This is a genomic window from Xenorhabdus bovienii, assembly GCF_024721015.1.
GTDB lineage: Bacteria > Pseudomonadota > Gammaproteobacteria > Enterobacterales > Enterobacteriaceae > Xenorhabdus > Xenorhabdus bovienii.
The window spans coordinates 1-23015 of the sequence record NZ_JANAIF010000047.1 but is presented as its reverse complement, the minus strand read 5'-3'; the positions used below and the strand labels follow the sequence as shown (position 1 = coordinate 23015).

Annotated in this window: 23 protein-coding genes; 9 read left to right on the top strand and 14 right to left on the bottom strand. The window is 44.3% G+C overall.

From position 1 onward, the window contains the following. The first annotated feature begins 37 nt into the window (after positions 1 to 37). Complete coding sequence (locus NXS07_RS12950; RefSeq protein WP_238099067.1) at positions 38 to 382, top strand: RidA family protein; 345 nt, start codon at positions 38 to 40, stop codon at positions 380 to 382. A gap of 100 nt (positions 383 to 482) precedes the next feature. Here the strand turns inward: NXS07_RS12950 and mdtI are convergent, their stop codons facing one another. The 3 genes from mdtI to zwf form a co-directional block, all read right to left on the bottom strand. Beyond that, entirely contained in the window at positions 483 to 815 is a 333-nt protein-coding gene (mdtI, locus tag NXS07_RS12945) for a multidrug/spermidine efflux SMR transporter subunit MdtI (RefSeq protein ID WP_308686611.1), read from the bottom strand. A gap of 1 nt (position 816) precedes the next feature. Next, on the bottom strand, positions 817 to 1167 hold the full coding sequence (mdtJ, locus tag NXS07_RS12940) for a multidrug/spermidine efflux SMR transporter subunit MdtJ (RefSeq protein ID WP_038196889.1): 351 nt from the start codon (positions 1165 to 1167) through the stop codon (positions 817 to 819). Between the two features lie 493 nt (positions 1168 to 1660). Further along, positions 1661 to 3136 (bottom strand): glucose-6-phosphate dehydrogenase, encoded by a 1476-nt coding sequence (zwf, locus tag NXS07_RS12935; RefSeq protein ID WP_258086877.1) that lies wholly within the window; start codon positions 3134 to 3136, stop codon positions 1661 to 1663. 393 nt (positions 3137 to 3529) lie between these two features. On the opposite strand from zwf, the gene NXS07_RS12930 reads away from it, so the two are divergent. Both NXS07_RS12930 and pyk read left to right on the top strand, forming a co-directional pair. Continuing rightward, on the top strand, positions 3530 to 4378 hold the full coding sequence (locus tag NXS07_RS12930; protein ID WP_258086883.1) for a MurR/RpiR family transcriptional regulator: 849 nt from the start codon (positions 3530 to 3532) through the stop codon (positions 4376 to 4378). Between the two features lie 179 nt (positions 4379 to 4557). Then, positions 4558 to 6000 carry a pyruvate kinase gene (pyk, locus tag NXS07_RS12925; RefSeq protein ID WP_258086876.1) on the top strand — a complete coding sequence of 481 codons (1443 nt, stop codon included), beginning with the start codon at positions 4558 to 4560 and terminating at the stop codon, positions 5998 to 6000. A gap of 56 nt (positions 6001 to 6056) precedes the next feature. Here pyk and lpxM read toward each other — a convergent pair whose 3' ends face one another. The 3 genes from lpxM to znuA form a co-directional block, all read right to left on the bottom strand. After that, positions 6057 to 7025, bottom strand: a complete 969-nt coding sequence (lpxM, locus tag NXS07_RS12920; protein WP_238099073.1) for a lauroyl-Kdo(2)-lipid IV(A) myristoyltransferase — start codon at positions 7023 to 7025, stop codon at positions 6057 to 6059. A 124-nt stretch (positions 7026 to 7149) separates the two neighbouring features. Beyond that, complete coding sequence (gene mepM, locus NXS07_RS12915) at positions 7150 to 8463, bottom strand: murein DD-endopeptidase MepM (protein WP_038223752.1); 1314 nt, start codon at positions 8461 to 8463, stop codon at positions 7150 to 7152. Between the two features lie 20 nt (positions 8464 to 8483). After that, positions 8484 to 9440, bottom strand: coding sequence for a zinc ABC transporter substrate-binding protein ZnuA (znuA, locus tag NXS07_RS12910; RefSeq protein WP_038196894.1), 957 nt, complete (start codon positions 9438 to 9440; stop codon positions 8484 to 8486). A gap of 75 nt (positions 9441 to 9515) precedes the next feature. On the opposite strand from znuA, the gene znuC reads away from it, so the two are divergent. After that, the gene (znuC, locus tag NXS07_RS12905; RefSeq protein WP_038208267.1) at positions 9516 to 10274 is read left to right on the top strand and encodes a zinc ABC transporter ATP-binding protein ZnuC; all 759 of its coding nucleotides are present in this window, start codon (positions 9516 to 9518) and stop codon (positions 10272 to 10274) included. After that, positions 10271 to 11056 (top strand): zinc ABC transporter permease subunit ZnuB, encoded by a 786-nt coding sequence (gene znuB, locus NXS07_RS12900; RefSeq protein WP_038223750.1) that lies wholly within the window; start codon positions 10271 to 10273, stop codon positions 11054 to 11056. The genes znuC and znuB overlap by 4 nt, the downstream gene beginning before the upstream one ends. 280 nt (positions 11057 to 11336) lie before the next feature. Here the strand turns inward: znuB and ruvB are convergent, their stop codons facing one another. The 6 genes from ruvB to aspS form a co-directional block, all read right to left on the bottom strand. Beyond that, the gene (gene ruvB / locus NXS07_RS12895) at positions 11337 to 12344 is read right to left on the bottom strand and encodes a Holliday junction branch migration DNA helicase RuvB (RefSeq protein WP_258086882.1); all 1008 of its coding nucleotides are present in this window, start codon (positions 12342 to 12344) and stop codon (positions 11337 to 11339) included. 16 nt (positions 12345 to 12360) lie between these two features. Beyond that, the gene (gene ruvA / locus NXS07_RS12890; protein ID WP_038197899.1) at positions 12361 to 12978 is read right to left on the bottom strand and encodes a Holliday junction branch migration protein RuvA; all 618 of its coding nucleotides are present in this window, start codon (positions 12976 to 12978) and stop codon (positions 12361 to 12363) included. Positions 12979 to 13059: 81 nt separating this feature from the next. Beyond that, positions 13060 to 13581, bottom strand: a complete 522-nt coding sequence (gene ruvC, locus NXS07_RS12885) for a crossover junction endodeoxyribonuclease RuvC (protein WP_038208254.1) — start codon at positions 13579 to 13581, stop codon at positions 13060 to 13062. A 95-nt stretch (positions 13582 to 13676) separates the two neighbouring features. Then, the gene (locus NXS07_RS12880; RefSeq protein WP_038208257.1) at positions 13677 to 14420 is read right to left on the bottom strand and encodes a YebC/PmpR family DNA-binding transcriptional regulator; all 744 of its coding nucleotides are present in this window, start codon (positions 14418 to 14420) and stop codon (positions 13677 to 13679) included. 30 nt (positions 14421 to 14450) lie between these two features. Beyond that, positions 14451 to 14885, bottom strand: coding sequence for a dihydroneopterin triphosphate diphosphatase (gene nudB / locus NXS07_RS12875; RefSeq protein WP_038208260.1), 435 nt, complete (start codon positions 14883 to 14885; stop codon positions 14451 to 14453). Next, the gene (gene aspS, locus NXS07_RS12870; protein WP_046336628.1) at positions 14885 to 16654 is read right to left on the bottom strand and encodes an aspartate--tRNA ligase; all 1770 of its coding nucleotides are present in this window, start codon (positions 16652 to 16654) and stop codon (positions 14885 to 14887) included. The genes nudB and aspS overlap by 1 nt, the downstream gene beginning before the upstream one ends. Positions 16655 to 16921: 267 nt before the next feature. On the opposite strand from aspS, the gene NXS07_RS12865 reads away from it, so the two are divergent. The 3 genes from NXS07_RS12865 (at position 16922) to cmoB (ending at position 19246) form a co-directional block, all read left to right on the top strand. Next, on the top strand, positions 16922 to 17320 hold the full coding sequence (locus NXS07_RS12865; protein ID WP_012988703.1) for an MAPEG family protein: 399 nt from the start codon (positions 16922 to 16924) through the stop codon (positions 17318 to 17320). 199 nt (positions 17321 to 17519) lie between these two features. After that, a complete protein-coding gene (cmoA, locus tag NXS07_RS12860) occupies positions 17520 to 18278 on the top strand; it encodes a carboxy-S-adenosyl-L-methionine synthase CmoA (RefSeq protein WP_258086875.1) in 759 nt (252 codons plus the stop codon). Further along, positions 18275 to 19246 carry a tRNA 5-methoxyuridine(34)/uridine 5-oxyacetic acid(34) synthase CmoB gene (gene cmoB, locus NXS07_RS12855; protein ID WP_258086874.1) on the top strand — a complete coding sequence of 324 codons (972 nt, stop codon included), beginning with the start codon at positions 18275 to 18277 and terminating at the stop codon, positions 19244 to 19246. The genes cmoA and cmoB overlap by 4 nt, the downstream gene beginning before the upstream one ends. A 96-nt stretch (positions 19247 to 19342) precedes the next feature. Here cmoB and cutC read toward each other — a convergent pair whose 3' ends face one another. Then, positions 19343 to 20089 (bottom strand): copper homeostasis protein CutC, encoded by a 747-nt coding sequence (gene cutC, locus NXS07_RS12850; protein WP_038197460.1) that lies wholly within the window; start codon positions 20087 to 20089, stop codon positions 19343 to 19345. Between the two features lie 169 nt (positions 20090 to 20258). Continuing rightward, positions 20259 to 20813: a VOC family protein gene (locus NXS07_RS12845; protein WP_038214983.1), complete on the bottom strand. Its 555-nt coding sequence runs from the start codon at positions 20811 to 20813 to the stop codon at positions 20259 to 20261. 292 nt (positions 20814 to 21105) lie between these two features. Here NXS07_RS12845 and argS point away from each other — a divergent pair, with 292 nt between their 5' ends. Next, complete coding sequence (argS, locus tag NXS07_RS12840) at positions 21106 to 22836, top strand: arginine--tRNA ligase (RefSeq protein WP_038214986.1); 1731 nt, start codon at positions 21106 to 21108, stop codon at positions 22834 to 22836. Positions 22837 to 23015 lie beyond the last annotated feature (179 nt).

Here is a 23015-nt window from a genome sequence, read left to right as displayed (position 1 = left end):
TTCAGCAATAAAACTGTATACATTAACAGGAGATTTAATGACTATTGAACGCATTGATCCAGATACCCGCTGGTCAGAAGCGGTCATTCACAATGACACTATCTATTATACTAGCGTGCCAGAAAAACTGGATGGTAATATCACAGAACAAACTGCCGATACACTGGCAGCGATTGATATTATGTTGCAGCGCTTGGGTTCAGATAAAAGCAAAATCATAGATGCGACGATTTTTCTGGCAGATAAAACCGACTTTGCCGGCATGAATGCGGCGTGGGATACATGGGTTATTGCGGGAAGCTCACCTGTACGATGTACTGTTCAGGCTGAACTGATGAATCCAAAATACAAAGTGGAAATCAAGATTATCGCAGCCCTATAACCTTCATTTTTCAGGTTTGCTATGGCATTGAGAACCTTTCAACTCACTCAATGCCATTCTACAAATTAAATTTAAAAAATCGCCATTTAAGGCATCGCACTTAAGCCATTTTAATCATAATTATGCCAATTAATAGCAGCACAATGCCACCCCAACCTTTGACATTCAGTCTTTGATTAAACATGATCCAACCTGCTGCAACTGTGGCAATAATCCCAAATGCGCCCCAAAGCGCGTAAGCGATGGAAAGTTCAATACCTTTTACTGCTTGAGCCAGCGCACTGAATGCCGCCAAAACAGCCACCAGCGATAAAATCCCGATCCAGAAGCGCTGAAAACCGTTGGACAGTTTCAGTAAAATATTCGCCACTATTTCCAGTAGAACCGCCAGAACGAGGAAAGCGGCATGCCACCATTCAAATGGTGTCAACATGCTATGCCTCCTTCATTTGATGATTCGAGGCTTTTTTTGTACCGGATTTAATCAGTGCAATTCCGGCTATCAACAGGGCCAATCCACCGATTTTCATGGGTGACAGTGATTCATTGAACCACAATACGCTAAAAGCTGTAATAAACAGGATGCCAATCCCTTCCCATAGGGCATAAGCGACTCCCAGAGCGACCTTTTTCACGGCAATGGCCAGCAAAATATAAGAAGTTGTGATCATGGTATACATCACAATCATGCCGGTAAAATCACCTGAAACACTGGCTTGTTTCATGGACAGAGTACCAATCACTTCTGTCAAAATCGCCAGTGCAAGAAATATCCAATAAATCATTTTTTTCTCCTGAACATACCGTATTAGCATGCCAAGACATCAAACCATTAATACCAATAAAATTATTTGAAAACGTGATATCAGAATTAGCCTGACATTTTGGCGAAAAACTAGAATCGTCCGGTGAAAAACCGGTTAGCAGGAGAAGACCCTAAAGTGCACCGCACCAGTAGTGTTCGCTAGATAAGATAGCGGAGAGAAAAAGAACATGTGTACTGCGTTGAATTTTGCTACTTTGTTGAATTGTGACGCTTTTGGCGCTATTCATGATATTTTATTCTTTCATCACACGATGATCACTGTATGATATACTACGAATCTCCATATTAGTGGTGTTAATGGTGGGTATATTTCTAGCATAGCCTAAAATAGAAAGCAATGACTTGAGTTCCGATAGAGCGTTGAAATTGATAACAAGTCAGTCATTCAGCCGAATATCAAATCCAGCTGAATGTATAACACGATTAATTATTTTTTGTTATTAATTTTGTTGTTACTCAAATTCATTCCACGAGCACCCATCACGGGTAATCATAGCGATGGAAGCTACTGGCCCCCAAGTTCCTGCTTGATAAGGCTTCGGTGGTTCGTTATCTGCTTCCCAAGCGTCCATAATGGAATCAACCCATTTCCACGCTTCTTCCACTTCATCACGGCGGACAAACAACGCCTGAATACCACGCATGGCTTCCAGCAGCAATCTCTCATAAGCATCTGCAAGATGTGTCTGACTAAATGTTTGAGAAAAACTCAGGTCAAGTTTCGTGGTCTGCAAACGATGCTTGTGATCCAGTCCTGGTGCTTTATTCAGGACTTCGATATCAATACCCTCATCAGGTTGCAAGCGGATCGTCAATTTGTTCTGCGGCAATTGCTGATAAGAATTGGCAAATAAATTTAATGAAGGCTCTTTGAAATAGACGACAACTTCAGAGCATTTTGCCGGTAAGCGCTTACCTGTTCTTAGATAGAAAGGAACACCTGACCAACGCCAATCATCGATATCAACGCGAATCGATACAAAGGTCTCAGTCTTGCTGACTTTATTCGCTCCCTCTTCTTCCAGATAGCCCGGCACTTTTTTACCATGCACGAAGCCTGCGGTATATTGCCCACGAACGGTTTTTTCCCGCACATTGGTCTGATCAATGCGACGCAATGAACGCAGTATTTTAACTTTCTCGTCACGGATGCGGTCTGCGGTTAAATCAGACGGTGGAGACATGGCAATCATGGTCAGGATTTGCAGCAGGTGGTTCTGGATCATGTCGCGCATCTGTCCGGCCTGGTCAAAGTACCCCCAGCGCCCTTCAATACCCACTTCTTCAGCAACAGTAATTTGCACATGATCAATCGTACGATGATCCCAATTATTGGCAAACAGTGAATTAGCAAAACGCAGCGCTAATAGGTTCAGTACGGTTTCTTTACCTAAATAATGGTCAATGCGGTAGATCTGGCTTTCATTGAAATATTTTGCCACTTCATCATTAATTGCTCTGGAAGAAGCGAGATCCGTCCCCAGTGGTTTTTCCATCACTACGCGATTAGGCTCTTTATTCAACCCCGCAGCCCCCAGCCCATGACACACGGAGCCAAAGGTATTGGGTGGCATAGCGAAATAATGAATAGCTGGCAGGCTGTCCTGCTTGAGTATTTTCGCCAGTCGAGTGAAATGTTCTGTTTCATTGACATCTAAATTACAAAACTCCAGACGTGTACTCAGTTTTTTCCACAATTCTGGATCAAGTTTTTCAGACATAAATGTTGCCAACGCTTCCTCAACCACCTTCGTGTAGGCTTTTTTATCCCAGTCAGCGCGACCAACTCCGATAATTCGGGTGTCTGGATGGATATAACCCGCTTTTTCCAACTGGTAAAGGGAAGGCATTAATTTCCGGCGTGCTAAGTCTCCTTTCGCCCCAAAAATCACTAAATCACAAGCCTGAGCTACGGATGTCACCGCCATGTTGCATCTCCTCAATTACGGGATATTGTAATTTTTTTACAGAACTCGCGGGTAATGTACTCTTTTGATTATAAGCAGTAAACACTCATTTATTCATGTAGACTGCTAGAGTAAATCCTATCTTCCCCGTTTTCTGGGTACGATTTTCACGTTAAAACTGTATTGTGGTCGATATTTATACCGCACTGTAACAATTTACTGAAAATTTCCAACGTTTAAGAAGTAATCTTACCAAGTTGAAAGTTAGACACCCGTCATATTTTCATGAAAAATATCAACTTATTCATTTTTTGCCACTGCCAGCCTTCAATAACAAGTAGTATATTTTCATGAAAGTTACATAGATTTCTCCTGTTAATGAAATCGTTAAAACCAAAGGTTGAACTGCGTCTTATGAATACACTGGAACGCCTCCAAAATAGCCTTGATGTTTTGAGTAAGTCAGAAAAAAAGGTTGCGCAGGTCATCCTTGCTTCACCACATACTGCCATCCATTCAAGTATCGCTACCCTGGCTAAGCTGGCGAATGTCAGTGAACCTACAGTTAATCGTTTTTGTCGTCGCCTGAACACCAAAGGATTCCCGGATTTTAAGTTACACCTGGCACAGAGCTTGGCGAATGGTACGCCTTACGTAAATCGTAATGTGGAAGAAAGTGACAGCGTCACGTCTTATACCAGCAAAATTTTCGAATCGGTGATGGCCAATCTAGAAACGGTTAAAAATAATCTGGATATTGCGGCCATTAACCGTGCGGTTGATCTGCTGACACAGGCAAGAAAAATCTCTTTTTTTGGATTGGGTGCATCAGCCGCTGTAGCTCATGATGCCATGAACAAATTTTTTCGCTTTAATATCCCTATCACCTATTTTGACGATATTGTCATGCAGCGAATGAGCTGCATTAACAGTGCCGAAGGGGATGTTGTAGTTCTAATTTCTCATACAGGCCGAACCAAAAATCTGGTAGAAATCGCCAGATTAGCCCGTGAAAATGACGCAACTGTTATCGCCATCACCTCAACGGGCTCACCGCTGGCACACGAAGCGACCCTGCCCATTCTGCTGGATGTTCCCGAAGACACGGATATTTATATGCCAATGGTTTCCAGAATTGCTCAACTTACCATCATTGATGTACTGGCAACGGGCTTTACATTACGCCGAGGCTCAAAATTCAGGAATAACTTGAAGAGAGTCAAAGAAGCGTTACGCAATTCTCGGTTTGATAAGTATGAATAAACCAGAAAAATAGACTGTGTTTTTGTTCACTATTTATCGGCTCTCTAGGCTGGTAGCATAATGATGGAAAGTCTCCCCCCGTCAGTATCATTCTTATTGCGGGGTTGATAATCAAGAATCTAAATGGTTATCTTACGGTAATCAAAAACCCTATACTTCACAGGTCAACGGAGTAATACATGTCCAGACGGCTCAGAAGAACGAAAATCGTCACTACGCTAGGCCCTGCAACGGATCGTGACGACAATTTAGAGAAAGTCATCAATGCGGGAGCCAACGTTGTCCGCCTTAATTTCTCTCATGGCACTGCGGAAGATCATGTTCAACGTGCTAATAAAGTGCGGGAAATCGCAGCCCGTTTGGGCTACCACGTGGCCATCCTCGGCGATCTCCAAGGGCCTAAAATACGCGTATCCACTTTTAAGGAAGGCAAAATATTCCTGAATATTGGAGATAAATTCCTACTGGATGCCAATCTTGGTAAGGGAGAGGGAGATAAAGAAAAAGTTGGTATCGACTATAAGGGATTGCCGTCTGATGTTACGACCGGTGATATTCTGTTACTGGATGATGGACGCGTTCAATTGAGAGTCCTGGATGTTCAGGGCATGAAAGTTTTCACGGAAGTCACTGTAGGCGGTCCACTTTCCAACAACAAAGGCATCAATAAACAAGGTGGCGGTTTGTCGGCTGAAGCGCTGACAGAAAAAGACAAACAAGACATCATTACAGCAGCAAAAATTGGTGTTGATTACCTTGCGGTTTCTTTCCCTCGCTCAGGTGAAGATCTGAATTATGCCCGCCGCCTTGCCCGTGACGCAGGTTGTGAAACCCAAATTGTCGCCAAAGTTGAACGCGCGGAAGCTGTCAGCAGCGACGATATTATTGATGAAATCATTCTAGCATCTGATGTCGTCATGGTCGCCCGTGGTGATTTGGGCGTTGAAATTGGTGATCCTGAGCTAGTTGGTGTCCAGAAAAAGTTAATTCGCCGCGCCCGTCAACTGAATCGTGTCGTAATTACCGCCACTCAAATGATGGAATCCATGATCACTAACCCTATGCCAACGCGGGCAGAAGTGATGGATGTTGCCAATGCGGTACTTGATGGCACTGATGCTGTTATGCTTTCAGCCGAAACCGCGGCGGGTCAATATCCTGCGGAAACTGTTGCAGCAATGGCGCAAGTTTGTCTGGGCGCAGAAAAGATGCCAAGCATTAATGTGTCCAAACATCGATTGGATACTACATTCGACAGCATTGAAGAGGCCATTTCAATGTCAACCATGTATGCAGCCAATCATCTGAAAGGTGTCAAGGCGATCATTGCCATGACGGAATCAGGTCGTACAGCACGCATGATGTCACGCATCAGTTCCGGTCTGCCTATATTCTCCATGTCACGCCATGAATCCACCCTGAACCGGACCGCTCTCTACCGTGGTGTTACACCAGTTTATTGCAGCACCCACACTGATGGGATCTCCGCCGCAAACGAAGCCGTCAATCGCCTGCGCGATAAGGGTTATCTGACTTCTGGTGATGTGGTGCTGGTTACTCAGGGCGATCAGATGGGAACGATTGGTAGTACCAATACCTGTCGAGTGCTTGAAGTAGAGTAATTGGCTATCAATGAATAGCATCAGGGGCAGAATATGCTGCCCCTGATATTAAAAAATCAGAGATCTTTCCTTTTATAAGGCTCTATATCCCCTGCTTTCCGTGTTTTAAGCAGTTTCAGTATCCACGTATACTGTTCAGGATTAGGACGCACCAATTCCTCCAGCTCCTGATTCATGCGACGGGCAATATAGGTGTCATCCTGCCCTTCAATATCATCCATCGGCGGGCGGATATAGATATCCAACTGATGAGTCTGGCAATTATAAACAGGAAATAATGGTACAACGGCTGCCCGACTGACTTTCATCAAGCGCCCAATCGCGGGTAGTGTCGCCTTGTAAGTAGCAAAAAAGTCGACGAATTCACTGTGTTCTTCACCATGATCCTGATCGGGCAGATAATAGCCCAAGTGCCCCTGACGGATCGACGCAATAAACGGTTTAATCCCCGCTTCACGGGAATGCAGGCGGCCACCAAAATGAGTACGAACTTTATTCCATAAATAATCAGCAACAGGATTGCTCTGATGATGGAACATGCCTGCCACTTTTTGGTCACGCGCAGCCAACAGCATAGCAGGAATATCAATAGCCCAACCATGAGGAACCAGTAAAATGACATTCTTACCTTGTGCTTTTAACGAGTGAAGTATTTCTTCACCATGCCACCGGGTGCGCTGAAGCGTTGATTCAGCTCCCTTTAGACAAAGCTCTGCCAGCATGACAAAAGACTGAGGCGCGGTTGCAAACATTTTGTCAATCAACATTTCACGTTGCTGTTCCTGTAGCTCAGGAAAGCAATAAATCAGGTTGATTTTCGCCCTGCGACGGGCACTTTTCGCTTTCTTGCCCGCCCAAATACCCATCTTGGCTAACAGTGGATCACGCCATTTTACCGGAACATAAGCCAATCCCGCCAATACTCCCACACCAGTCCAAAGACCCCAATAACGAGGATGCAAATAGGATAGATGAAACGTTGGGACATATCCCAGTTTACTATCTGTATCTTTCTCTTTATTCATGAGCTAACTCTGATGGTTCCAAAACAAGCTTTCAATACACAAGCTTCCAACAAAAAATAATATAAAAACGGATGATATCAATCATCCGCTTTTATGTCTGTTAATAATCGAGGGGTTGATGCATTCAATCCAGCAATAATTGAGGCTTGATATCCCTGACTTTAGCTATATATTCCGAACGCTCTTTACCGTTTAATCCGCCAGAGCGTGGCAATTTAGCAGTAAGTGGATTTACTGGCTGCTGGTTATTCCAGAATTCAAAGTGTAAATGTGGGCCAGTTGAGCGCCCTGTATTACCTGACAGGGCAATACGTTCACCACGCTTCACTTTCTGGCCTGGTTTCACCAGCAATTTTCTTAAGTGCATGTATCGAGTGGTATACTGGCGACCGTGCCGAATGGCAATGAAATTACCTGCGGCACCATCAAACTTGGAGACAATGACTTCCCCATCCCCTACAGCCAGAACAGGTGTCCCAACAGGCATGGCAAAATCCACACCTTTATGTGCAATGATTCTCCCAGTAACAGGATTTAAACGGTGGGGATTAAAAGAAGAAGATAATCTGAATTGTTTCATAGTCGGAAAACGCAGGAAGCCACGTTCCAGACCAGACGCATTGCCATCGTAAAAGCGGCCATCATCTGCGCGGAAGGCATAATAATCATTTCCGCCACTATGCAAACGAACACCCATTAACTGACTCTGTTCACTTTTTCCATCCAGCATTTCACGTGACATCAACACAGAAAAGCGATCGCCCTTACGCAATTTACGAAAATCTATCTGCCATTGTAGCGCTTTTGTGATATCTCTTGCTTCGCCACTGGTTAATCCAGCGGAAAGAGCACTACCAGAAAAACTGCCATCTATCTTGCCTTTGACAATCGTATTTTTCCACTCCCCTTTCTGAAATGCACTTGTTTCTTTAAAGACATCACCTTCACGGGTATAAATACGGGTTTCACGCCGTGATATACCCCATGTTAACGTTTTTAAATTACCATTATCATCGATTGTCCATGATAATGACTGCCCAATGTTTAAATCGCGCAACGACTTATACTGATTGGCTAATAAAGCCACATCAGATGAATCAATCCCAAACTGGGTCAAAATAGAACTTAAGGTATCTCCACCGGAGACAACATATTGGTGGGGAAAATTTACAGTTGTATCCGAACCACCCTCGTCATCGCCAATTCCTTCATCAGGGAGCTGCTCATCGATATCGCCTATCGAATCGTCGGTCGCATCTGAGATATTATTTGGGGTACTCAGAATAATACTGCCTGTTCTTTCTTCTTGTTCATGGTAAGCAACTGGCCGCCACACTGCGACAGCTAAGGTGACTAACGTCAGAGAACCAAGCATAAGCTTGTGCGGTCTCGGCAAGTTGTTGTATACCAGAACGATAGTTTTAACTATCTGCTGCACTAATAAAATTCCTTATTGTACTAATTCAGGCAGCTCGCGTATTGTTCAGACAACTGAGTTATAAATTTCATATAGCTGTCTTTATTTAATACTATGCCACTTCCCAATGGGTCTAGTGTTCCCGTACGTACATCAGTACCTTTTGCTACGGTATGAATAACGGCTGGCCTGAATTGAGGTTCAGCAAAAATACATGTGGCTTTCTGCTCAACTAATTGTGTTCGTATATAATGTAATTTCTGTGCGCCGGGCTGTATCTCAGGATTAACCGTGAACACACCTAACGGAGCCAACTTGTAATGTTTTTCAAAGTAACCGTAAGCGTCATGAAAAACGAAATATCCCTTCCCTTGCACAGGTCTTAGAATACTAGCAACATTTTTGTCAGTTTGTACAAGCTGTCCATTGAATTTACGTAGGTTTACTTCTAATTGCTGCTTTTGTTGCGGATACTGCTCGACAAGTTGAATATATATTGCCTGAGCCACCTGCTTCGCAATCTCCGGAGAAAGCCAGATATGCATATTATATTCACCGTGATGGTGATGTTCGTGATCAGCGTCATGTTTAGGCTGACTCGATTCTTCTAAATCATTTTCATCTTCACTATTTTTCAATAGCAATGGTTTAATGGTGGATAATTGAGCAAGCGCCAACTGTTTGTTCTGCGCAATTTTGGTTATCGGCTTCGCCAGAAATGTTTCCATATCCGGACCGATCCAAATAACCAAATCGGCCTGATTAATCTTACGGATATCAGAAGGTCTTAACGCGTAATCATGTGGAGACGCACCATCAGGCAGCAATACCTGAGTGTCTGTTACACCATCAGCAATAGCGGCAACAATAAAACCCAGCGGCCGGATAGATGTGACGACATCGGCCTGTGCCGAGTAATTTATCCCTGTCATTAGCGCGGTAGCCAACACTATTTTGCGAAAAAATTTATGCGCGTCTTTCTGTGGTTTGTGTAACATATATGAATATTCCATGCATTGAATTCTAAAATGTTATATTATAACATCTCAATGATTCTGCAAGACTCTTTTAGCATGTCCATTATGATCACCCTAAAAAACATTACGGTCGAATTTGGTAGCCGCAAGGTATTAAACAATATCACTTTCAGTCTCAGACAAGGCAAGATCCTGACGTTAATCGGCCCAAATGGTGCGGGCAAATCAACACTGGTTCGCGTTGTTCTGGGCTTGATTCAACCAACTTCTGGAACTATCGAACACAGTCATCCACTGAAAATCGGTTACGTCCCACAGAAACTCAGCCTTGATCCTACCCTGCCCTTAACGGTTAAACGTTTCATGATGCTAAGGCCAAATGTTAAATCAGCAGACATCATGCCCGTATTAAAGCGTGTCAATGCTGAACATTTATTACAGCAACCCATGCAAAAACTGTCAGGAGGGGAAACCCAGCGGGTTTTACTCGCCAGAGCCTTGCTCAATCATCCTCAACTTCTGGTGCTTGATGAACCAACACAAGGTGTAGATGTGAACGGCCAACTGGCGCTTTACGATTTGATCAATCAAATCAGAACAGAACTTAATTGCGCCGTGCTTATGGTATCCCATGACTTGCACTTGGTGATGGCGAAAACAGATGAGGTTTTATGCCTTAACCAACACATTTGCTGTTCTGGCACACCTGAGGTGGTATCAATGCATCCAGAATTCATCGCAATGTTTGGTCGTCATGGTGCAGAACAGCTGGCAGTCTACCGCCATCACCACAACCATCAACATGATCTGAGAGGAAAAATTATTTTGAAAAACGGTGGGGAGCCACGTCGATGATTGAGTTATTACTCCCAGGCTGGCTGGCTGGCATTTTATTGGTCATCGCCGCAGGGCCGCTCGGCTCTTTTGTTGTTTGGCGGAGAATGTCTTATTTTGGTGACACTCTGGCACACGCTTCATTGCTCGGCGTGGCATTCGGTTTTTTATTAGACGTTAATCCGTTTTATGCCGTTATTGCTGTTACATTGATATTGGCAATGATTTTAGTCTGGCTGGAAAAACGCCCACAATTAGCGGTCGATACTCTGCTGGGCATTATGGCGCATAGTGCGCTATCTCTGGGCTTGGTAGTCGTCAGCTTTATGACCAATATCCGAGTCGATATGATGGCGTATTTATTTGGTGATCTGCTGTCTGTCACTTATGAAGATCTCTGGCTGATTGCAGCGGGTGTTGCCATTGTTACTGGGTTGCTGACATGGCAATGGCGTGCTTTGCTGTCGATGACGGTCAGTCAGGATTTAGCATTTGTTGATGGCATCAAAATCCAGCGCTTACGTGTGCTTTTAATGCTGGTTACAGCTTTGACCATTGGATTGGCGATGAAATTTGTCGGGGCATTGATCATCACTTCTCTATTAATTATCCCGGCGGCCACTGCCCGTCGATTCTCCCGTACGCCAGAGCACATGGCAGTTTTTGCTATTACTGTTGGTATGCTTGCTGTCACGGGAGGATTAACTTTATCGGCATTTTATAATACCCCCGCCGGACCTTCTGTTGTGCTCTGCTCGGCAGCATTGTTTGCATTAAGTTTGACGTGTAAGGCGAAAAACTGATAATTCAGATTGGCAATAAAAAATTAAAAATATGATAATGGTTTTTTATACCATATAAATACAGGGGGTTATTATCTCAATGATTGTAGCCCTTTTTAATCGAGCAATATCTAATAATTTAAATTGGTTTGATTTATCCGTTAAAAATAATTAACCGCAACCTTAACAATTCGTTTAAAAATTATTTTCATTGATTCATCATTGACACAAGCACCATAAATGCAAGTCACAAAGTATATCCAGCTCTTGGCAACTAGCCTGAGCTGGTATTTGAGTATTTCTACTCCACTTCTTTACTCAGTCCAAAATGCCGATAAGCATGATTGGTAGCAATTCTTCCTCGAGGAGTCCGCTGGATAAAACCTTGCTGGATCAGAAATGGTTCCAGAACATCTTCAATAGTTTCCCGCTCTTCACCAATCGCGGCTGCCAAGTTATCCACCCCGACAGGGCCACCCATGAATTTATCAATAATCGCAATTAATAGCTTACGGTCAAGATAATCAAAACCTGCCGAGTCAACATTCAGCATATTGAGAGCTTGGACGGCAATGTCGCCATTAATAGAACCATCCCCTTTTACCTGAGAGAAATCTCGCACACGACGCAGCAGACGATTGGTAATACGAGGTGTACCACGGGAACGCATGGCAATTTGCCTTGCTCCCTCTTCTGAAATGCCCAACCCCATATAGCGGGCACTACGGGAAACTATGTTCTGTAAATCATCTACGTTATAAAATTCAAGGCGCTGTACGATGCCAAATCGGTCGCGTAATGGGGAGGTTAGAGACCCCGCGCGAGTCGTTGCACCAACTAACGTAAATGGAGGCAGATCAATTTTTATTGAACGAGCAGCTGGACCTTCACCAATCATGAGATCCAGTTGGTAATCTTCCATCGCAGGATAAAGGATCTCTTCCACAACCGGAGACAAGCGATGGATTTCATCAATGAATAGAACATCATGGGGTTCAAGATTGGTTAACATGGCAGCAAGATCACCGGCCTTTTCCAGAACAGGCCCTGATGTTGTGCGGAGATTGACGCCCATTTCATTCGCTACGATATTAGCCAACGTGGTTTTACCCAATCCTGGAGGGCCAAAAATCAGCAAATGATCCAGTGCATCTCCTCGTTGCCGGGCAGCTTGAATAAAAATTTCCATCTGTTCACAAACGTGAGGTTGCCCAACATATTCAGACAGTAATTTTGGCCTGATAGCGCGATCAATGACTTCATCATCTTGCAAAACTTCTGCTGAAATCAGACGGTCAGCTTCAATCATCATTTAACTCCTGTAACTACAGAGCCGCACGCAGCGCTTCTCGAATAAGCGTTTCGCAATCTGCGCCCGGTTTAGCCACCTTACTTACCATCCGGCTGGCTTCCTGCAGTTTATATCCCAGTGAAACCAATGCGGAAGCGGCTTCTGCTTCAATATCCGCATTAGAGTTGGCTTGTTTAGCCACCGCAGGTAAATTAATATCGTTGCTTTGGTTGAACAGATCACCGTTGAGGCCTTTAAAGCGATCTTTCATTTCCACAACCAGCCTTTCGGCCGTTTTTTTGCCGACTCCCGGCAACTTAACCAACGAGGTAATGGCTTCCTGTTCAATAGCAGTCACAAATTGCTGAGCAGACATCCCTGACAGGATCGCCAGTGCCAGCTTCGGCCCTACACCATTAACTTTAATCAGTTCACGAAAAAGTGCGCGCTCTTGCTTATCATTAAAGCCGTATAATAACTGAGCATCTTCACGCACAATAAATTGAGTGAATAAAATAGCCTGTTGGCCGATTTCAGGCAGTTCATAAAAACAGGTCATTGGCATATGAACTTCATAACCGACACCATTGGTTTCTAATAAAACTAATGGTGGCTGCTTTTCCAACACGGTTCCTCTCAAACGCCCTATCACTGTTTACCCCCTGAAAATAAAAATAAATCATTCCGCTGCAGCTTATAGCATAAAAAAAGCTGGACGTATATCCAGCATAGTTTATTTCAAACGCCCTCGCGTTAAATTTAACCGCACATCACCCACACGCAATAAGTTTTGGTTCAAATGGCAATGAGTAATCGCAATAGCCAGAGCATCTGCGGCATCAGCCTGCGGGTTAGCAGACAATTTAAGTATAGAGCGAACCATATGCTGAACCTGACTTTTTTCTGCCGCCCCAGTACCAACAACGGTCTGTTTGACTTGACGGGCTGCATATTCAAATACAGGAATGGATTCATTGACCGCAGCCACAATCGCTACACCACGAGCTTGCCCCAGTTTCAAGGCTGAATCCGCATTTTTCGCCATGAAAATTTGCTCTATCGCAAAAACATCAGGTCGGAATTGGGTAATGATTTCGGTAACACCGGCATAGATCCTCTGCAAACGATTGGGTAAATCATCTACTTTTGTTCGAATACAACCGCTACCAATATAGATAAGTTGCCGTCCCTGCTGGCGAATCACGCCATACCCCGTGATTCTAGAGCCGGGGTCAATACCAAGAATAATCGCCATATCGATTTATTCCACTTGTGATATGGGATAAAAACGTTAGAGAAAGTGCCCTGAGATAAGGAACACTTTCTCTACGCTGTGAACCCTGATGGTAATTACAGCTGCGCTGCAATTTCATCAGAGATTTCACCATTGTGGTAAACCTCTTGAACGTCGTCAGAATCTTCGAGCATATCAATCAGACGGAGTAATTTAGGTGCTGTTTCTGCATCCAGTTCCGCTTTGGTGGATGGGATCATGGAAACTTCCGCAGATTCTGCCTTGAAACCCGCCGCATCCAGTGCATCTTTAACATCGCCAAAAGATTCTGGTGTAGTATAAACGTCAATTGCACCATCATCATAGGTTTCGACATCATCTGCACCCGCTTCCAAAGCCGCTTCCATCACCGCATCTTCATCCAGACTCGGTGCATAGGAAATTACACCTTTCTTGGTAAACAGGTAAGAAACAGAGCCATCTGTACCCAAGTTACCGCCAGTTTTGGTGAAAGCATGACGTACATCAGAAACAGTACGGTTGCGATTATCGCTCAAACATTCAACCATAACTGCTGTACCACCCGGACCGTAACCTTCATAAATGATGGTTTCCATGTTATCCGCGTCATCATTGCCAACACCACGCGCAATGGCACGATTCAGCGTATCACGAGTCATGTTGTTGGACAGCGCTTTATCGACGGCTGCACGCAGACGTGGGTTAGAAGCCGGATCGCCTCCGCCAAGACGTGCAGCTGTTACTAATTCACGGATAATTTTAGTAAAAATCTTACCGCGTTTTGAATCCTGCGCAGCTTTGCGGTGTTTCGTATTGGCCCATTTACTATGACCTGCCATGAAAATATCTCCGATAAAACGTCTAGTAGACTAAATAACAAACTCTTCAATTGCCTGCCGATTGCTCCATGACTTCGTTAACCTGGCAGCCTCTTCGACCGCCAGCCATTGATAAGCCAAATGTTCTGTCAGCAGGATCTCACGTTCCTCAGGTAACGCCAGCAAAAACCAATGTTCTTTATTGCGCATTACACCCGGAGCATATCGATAACGTAAATGTGAAAAAATCTCATAATAAAGACAGCGTTGACAATCTGTCAGTTCAAAACCCGCATTCACAATATCAATGCCAATTTCTTCCTGTACTTCACGTAACGCCGCCTCCCACGGTTTTTCGTTCCCTTCAAGGCTACCGGTTACGGATTGCCAGAATTCAGGATCGTCCCGCCGCTGTAACATCAGCACCCTTTTGCTGGTAGCCGCATAAATCACAACCAGTACAGACTCAGGGCGCTTGTAATCCATTATTCGCTCTTTTTTTTAACGACTGAGATTGCCAGTTCTTCCAATGATGCAGGATTCGCGTAACTGGGTGCTTCAGTCATCAAACAGGCCGCCGCTGTTGTTTTCGGGAATGCAATCACATCGCGAATATTATCGGTATCCGTCAGCAACATGACGAGGCGATCCAGGCCGAAAGCCAGACCCGCATGAGGAGGAGTTCCATATTTCAGGGCATTCAGCAGGAAACCAAATTTTTCCTGCTGTTCTTCCTCATTGATGCCCAGAATGCGGAATACCACCTGCTGCATCTCATTGCGATGAATACGAACAGAACCGCCCCCCACTTCGTAGCCATTGATAACCATATCATAAGCATTCGCAATGGCAGATTCTGGGTCATGTTCCAATTCTGTCGCCGACATATCACATGGAGAAGTAAATGGATGGTGCATTGCATGCAGGCCACCTTCACCATTGTCTTCAAACATTGGGAAGTCAATCACCCAAAGCGGTTTCCAGCTCGCCAGATCAGTGATGTTCAAATCACGTCCCAGTTTCAGGCGCAGCGCTCCCATTGCATCGGTAACAACATTTTTCTTGTCAGCACCGAAGAACAGGATATCGCCATCCTGTGCATTGGTACGGGACAACAAACCTTCCACCACTTCTGCTGACAGGAATTTAGCAACCGGGCTTTGCACCCCTTCCAGACCGGCAGCACGATTGTTAACTTTCATCCATGCCAGCCCTTTCGCGCCATAAATACCGACGAATTTGCCATATTCATCAATTTGCTTACGGCTCAGTTCAGCACCGCCCGGTACACAAATGGTGGCTACACGGCCTTTTGGATTGTTGGCAGGTTCAGCAAAAACAGCAAATTCCACGTTTTTCACTAAATCAGCAACATCCACCAGTTCCAGTGGGTTACGCAGATCTGGCTTATCTGAACCAAAGCGGCGCATCGCTTCTGCAAATGTCATGATGGGGAAGTTACCCAAATCGACACCTCGTGCGTCAAGCCACAATTCACGGATCATTTTTTCCATGATTTCGCGAACTTGTTCCGCGGTCATAAATGAGGTTTCAACATCGATTTGAGTGAATTCTGGCTGGCGATCTGCCCGCAGGTCTTCATCACGGAAACATTTCACAATTTGATAATAACGGTCAAAACCGGACATCATCAGCAATTGTTTGAAAAGTTGTGGTGATTGAGGCAATGCATAAAACTTGCCTTTATGGACACGGCTTGGAACCAGATAGTCACGCGCACCTTCTGGAGTGGCCTTGGTCAACATAGGGGTTTCCACATCAAGGAAGCCCGCATTATCCATAAAACGACGAACAAAACTGGTGACTTTTGCGCGGGTCTTCAAGCGCAGTGACATCTCTGGGCGACGCAAATCAAGATAGCGGTATTTCAAGCGCTGTTCTTCACTGTTGTTCTGATTGCTATCCAGTGGCAATGGCTCTGAACGATTGAAAACCATCAGGCTATCTGCGAAAACTTCAACTTCTCCAGTGGCCATTTCTTTATTGATCTGGCTGTCAGGACGGGCGCGCACTATCCCCGTAATTTGAATACAAAATTCATTACGCAGTTCAGAAGCCTGAGCAAATGCTTCTTTTTGGTCTGGGTCAAAAAATACCTGAACGATACCTTCGCGATCACGCATATCAATAAAGATCAGGCCGCCCAAATCACGACGACGGTTTACCCAACCACAAAGAGTTACTTTTTGGCCTTCATGGGCCAGGCTCAACTGCCCACAATAGTTAGTACGCATACAATATCCTTTTACTCAGCTCGTTATGCATTCTGCTGCGGAAATTTTGGCATTGTTCTTTTTAGGAAGAATTGTCAAAAAAAGGCAGTCATTATACTGAAAATTATGACCAGAGATAAGGGCATAACACGATTCCTAGCAAGACAATTTTTTTCTAACTGATAATATTCATAGTATTTATTATTAAATACTATGATTTATAGCGACAGTTTTCTTTTTGAGGTTTATCATCATTCGGCCGTTTTGGGTTAGGCAATGGAGTTAAAAATGGTTAGCTCGCTTTATATCGTTTTGGGCGCACTATTATTGATTAAGCTGTCTCTGGATGTCGTCAAATTAAGAACACAATATCGAGTCGCCTATGGTGATGGCGGTTTTTACGAATTGCAGACAGCCATTCGCGTGCATGGCAATGCTGTTGAATATATTCCTATTTCAATGCTATTGCTGTTGATGATGGAGATGAATGGAGCCGCCGTATGGATGCTACATATTTGTGGCCTATTGTTGCTTTCGGGTAGGATATTGCACTACTTTGGCCTGCGTCATCGCGAAATCCGCTGGCGCCGTATGGGCATGGGTGCAACGTATATATCAATGATAATAATGATTATCACCAATATTTACTACTTACCTTGGGAACAAATATTTTCTTTCTATGCGTGATTTACACTCGATATGTATAAATTACATGCATAAATGCAAACCTTGATGTACATCATGACACCCATGCATAAGAGAAGCCCATCATTACCAAGGGCGGTATTCCTGCCGCCTGAGGGTTTCTGCTGATTATCCCTTTCTGCCTTTTCCCGCATTCTGTTAGAATGCCCACTTCTTAATTGTTTCCAAAACTAATGTTGTTATGTCAAATCAAGATCCTCATAATAAACGGGACAGTCTGTTCTCTGCCCCAATCGCCAATTTAGGCGACTGGAGTTTCGACGAACGTGTTGCCGAAGTCTTTCCTGATATGGTGAAACGTTCCATACCCGGTTATTCTAATATCATCTCCATGATAGGTATGCTGGCCAGTCGCTTCGTGACGCCAAGTAGCCAAATTTATGATCTCGGTTGCTCCCTTGGGGCGGCAACTCTGTCCATCCGCCGCAGTATCAATGCTGATAATTGCCGGATTATAGCTATCGATAATTCACCAGCCATGATCGAACGCTGCCGCCGCCATATTGATTCTTTCAAAGCCAGTACACCCGTTGAGGTGATCGAACAGAATATCCTTGATACCGACATTCAAAATGCCTCGATGGTAGTTTTGAATTTCACATTACAATTCCTGCACCCTGATGATCGCCAGAAAATATTGAAGAAAATTTACGCAGGATTAAAACCGGGTGGGGTTCTGGTTCTGTCTGAAAAATTCAATTTTGAAGACCAGAAAATTGGCGAGTTACTATTCAATATGCACCATGATTTCAAGCGAGCCAATGGTTATAGTGAGCTGGAGGTCAGCCAAAAGCGCAGTATGCTGGAAAATGTCATGCGGACAGATTCTGTTGACACCCATAAGTCACGCCTTAAAGAAGCCGGTTTCCAGCATGTAGAAGTCTGGTTCCAGTGTTTCAATTTCGGTTCATTATTGGCAATAAAAGGAACTGAACAATGATCGATTTCGGTAATTTTTATCAATTGATCGCCAAGCACCCATTAAGCCATTGGCTGGATAGCCTGCCAGCACAATTGAGCCACTGGCAAAAAACATCACAGCACGGTCAGTTCAGCTCATGGGTAAAAATTCTGGAAAATTTGCCTGAGATCAAGCCAAGCCACCTTGACCTGAAAAATGGTGTCATTGCGACTCATAAGCCGGATCTGTCAAAAGGTGAAAAAGCTCGCCTTCACAATATACTGAAAATATTGATGCCATGGCGAAAAGGCCCTTTTTCATTGTATGACGTTGAAATTGATACCGAATGGCGCTCTGACTGGAAATGGGAGCGAGTGCTGCCCCATATTTCTCCTTTAGAAGGAAAAACCGTACTTGATGTCGGCTGTGGCAGTGGTTATCACATGTGGCGCATGGTTGGCGAAGGCGCTCAATTGGTTGTGGGTATCGATCCAACCCAACTTTTTCTCTGTCAATTTGAAGCGATCAGAAAGTTACTGGGGAACAATCAACGAGCCCACCTTCTGCCATTGGGCATCGAACAATTACCCGAACTACAAGCCTTTGATACGGTATTTTCAATGGGAGTGCTCTACCACCGCCGCTCACCTCTTGATCATCTGTGGCAACTGAAAAATCAACTGGTGTCTGATGGTGAGTTAGTGCTGGAAAGTTTAGTGATTGAGGGTGATGAAAATCAGTGCCTCATTCCGGGTGAACGCTATGCACAAATGCGGAATGTCTATTTTATTCCCTCGGCCAAGATGCTGAAAGTCTGGCTGGAAAAATGTGGTTTTGTCGATGTCAGAATTGTCGATCATGCGGCTACAACACCTGATGAACAGCGCCGGACAGAATGGATGAAAACCGAATCACTGGTAGATTTCCTTGACCCATCAGATCACAGTAAAACAATTGAAGGCTACCCTGCCCCATTGCGTGCTGTCCTCATTGCCCGCAAACCATAATATTGAACAAATATTAATGAGTGAACTGTCCAATATGGCAATTCACTCATTAAGTTCTAAGATTTCACTTTCCTTATGACGCAAGCGATATCACATCTACCGCTCAATCAGGCTCATCACTCCCTTCATCGACTCAACTAACTCACCATCAACACTGTAGTGAGAATATTCATCTACATCACGATCGTCCGAACTCATCGCCACCCCTGCCTTTCGGTACTTCATGGTAGAAGGTACAATTTTACCCGCCGAGCTATGAACTTCCGTCATTCCGGCTTCCAGAAACTTACTGATATTACTCACCCTGACACCCGCGCCGGGCATAATTATCGGCCCACGGCTGGCTTGCATCAGCTCTTTTAACAGCGTCAGCCCCAGTTCAGCATTCTGCTGTTGGCCTGATGTTAAAATACGCTGCACTCCAAGCTCTGTCAGTTGTTCCAACGCAACATGCGGATTAAAACACATATCAAAAGCGCGATGAAAAGTAACAGCCATATTTCCCGACAGTGACATCAACTGCCGCATACGGAGTCTGTCAATATGGCCGTTTTCGCTCAAAATGCCAAAAACAATGCCGGGGAACCCCATATCACGGATACGGGCAACGTCATTTTTCATGGCTTCAAAATCCATGTTGTTATAACAGAAGTCTCCCCCTCTTGGCCGCACAATGGGATGCACAGGAATAGATAACCGCTGTAACGACTGTTGTAATGCCCCAAAACTGGGTGTCAATCCGCCTTCCAACGGGCTTGCGCTTAATTCGATTCGGTCAGCGCCCGCATTTTGTGCAACCAGCGCACAGCTTATGCTATAACAGCAAATTTCCAGCTTTATCATTAAAAAGCCCTCCGAATACGAATTCGTCAACAAGTCATCACTTAACCTAAAACTACTTTATTAGTGAACTTATTAACTATGACAACTAACTTATCTTAATGACATGTTGGAAATCACAAGGTCAGAATTTTTTACTGGAACAGCATGATAAAAACGTCATTTTTGCCGGCTATACCTCACTTTTGACAATTTCTTTGATACAAAAAGGATGATATTTGATCGTGATTTCACCATCAGTGACAGCCAAAGTCGGGTTCGGCAACCGTTCACTTTTTCCTTTTGGATGACTCTCCTTCATCCGAAAATTATCTGGTAAAGGTTGAGGCAATAACTTTTTAGCTTCACAAATAAGTTGCTCTGGTGGTACAGACAGCACCAGTTCGACATGTTCCCAACCTTGGTGGACATAGTGTTTTTGGCTAGGATAAGGCAATTCCACGCAATCAATTTTCCAGTCAAGTAGTACTATTGGCTGGTTCAGATCAAATAAGCAGATCGGACGGCCATTAATGATACTTTCAGATATTAACTGACCACATTGCAGAAAGCCCTTACGCCAACGATCGGCTATTTTACTTTCATTACAACGCAGGGAAATATGGTCTGCTGAATATTGTTCGAAGTGTAAGCCAAGATGCCCTTCAAATTGCTTAAGTTTTTGCTCAAATCCGGCTAAATCAGCCACTAAATCCTGTAACTCAGAAATTTTTGAAAAATGAGACATTTCTTACCCATTAAATAAACCGTAAAAATTGCGTTCGACTAATGTGATATAAATCACAAATTGTCTATTTTTGCCAAAATATCACTCAGTAAGCGACTCATTGAAGTTGGCATAACGACGAATCACCTGAAAGACAGGCTAAAAACAAAAAGTAACACACCAGAGGTGGCTGATGGTAGCATGCAGAACCCCGAATATGGTATAAACCCCGTTATTTTCTCATAACCCACACGCTTAAAAGTATTGCATTTCCAAAATGCATAAGCTTTCGTGCGTAACTTAAGGTAACACGGTGAATATACAGGTTATTCTTTCAGAAAAAATCAGCAATGCGCTGATTGAAGCTGGCGCTCCAACCGACAGTGAAGCTCACGTCCGTCAATCTGCAAAAGCACAATTTGGTGACTATCAAGCGAATGGTGTGATGGCAGCCGCTAAAAAGGTGGGAATGCCTCCTCGACAATTGGCAGAAAAAGTCGTCAGCCAACTGGATCTGCAAGGAATTGCCAGCAAAGTTGAAATTGCAGGCCCGGGTTTTATCAATATTTTTCTTGATAAAGCGTGGGTTGCAGCAAATATAGAAACTACCCTGAAAGATGAAAAGCTCGGTATCACCCCAGTCGAACCGCAAACCATCGTTATCGATTATTCCGCACCCAATGTCGCCAAGCAGATGCATGTTGGACACCTGCGCTCAACCATCATTGGCGATGCTGCGGCACGTACCCTTGAGTTTCTTGGGCATAAAGTCATTCGGGCCAATCACGTTGGTGATTGGGGAACCCAGTTCGGGATGCTGATCGCCTATCTGGAAAAGATCCAGAACGAAAATGCCAATGACATGGCATTAGCGGATTTAGAAGCTTTCTATCGCGAAGCAAAGAAACACTACGATGAAGATGAAGAGTTTGCTATTCGCGCGCGTAACTACGTCGTCAAACTGCAAGGCGGTGATGAGTATTGCCGTAAGATGTGGCGTAAGCTGGTAGATATCACCATGTCCCAGAATCAGGAAACTTATAACCGCCTGAATGTCACATTGACAGAAAAAGACGTTATGGGTGAAAGCCTGTATAACGATATGCTACCGGGTATCGTTGCAGATTTAAAACAGCGTGGAATTGCCGTTAAGAGTGATGGCGCGACAGTGGTTTACCTTGATGAATTCAAGAATAAAGAAGGCGAACCCATGGGCGTTATTATCCAGAAAAAAGATGGTGGCTATCTTTACACCACGACGGATATCGCCTGCGCCAAATACCGTCATGAAACCCTAAATGCCAGCCGTGTGCTTTACTACATCGATTCACGCCAGCACCAGCACTTGATGCAAGCTTGGGCAATTGTACGGAAAACGGGTTATATTCCAGAATCCATGTCACTCGAACACCACATGTTCGGCATGATGCTGGGCAAAGATGGTAAACCATTCAAAACCCGTGCCGGCGGTACAGTAAGACTGTCCGATTTGCTGGATGAAGCGATTGAGCGTGCGGATACCCTCATTCGTGAGAAAAACCCAGATATGCCAGAAGACGAACTGAAAAAAGTCGTGGAAGCGGTAGGGATTGGCGCAGTGAAATATGCAGATCTTTCCAAGAGCCGTACTACAGACTATGTTTTCGACTGGGATAATATGCTGGCCTTTGAAGGCAACACGGCACCTTATATGCAATACGCCTACACGCGCGTGTCATCTATCTTTAAACGTGCGGATATCGATGAAAACAGCCTGACACTGCCGGTGATGCTGAATGAAGAACGCGAGCAGGCATTGGCAACCCGCCTGTTGCAGTTTGAAGAAACGATCACTACCGTCGCCCGTGAAGGTACGCCGCATGTTATGTGTGCATACCTGTACGATCTGGCCGGTCTGTTCTCTGGTTTCTATGAGCACTGCCCTATCCTGAATGCCGATAGCGAAGAACTGCGCCAGAGCCGCCTGAAGTTGGCTTTGCTGACAGCGAAAACTTTGAAGCAAGGTCTTGATACTCTGGGTATTCAGACTGTAGAACGTATGTAATAATCCTCTGCAAAGCTGAAAACTGGCGTGATATGATTTTATCACGCCAGTTTTTTCCTTTCTCCGCCTCTGCTAGCTCTTCCTCATCTACCGTATAAATAATAAGTAATCAAGAAAAATTAATTGCAAATTTAGCACCATAACCTTCCAATAGAGTATTTAGCTCATACTCCACGGTA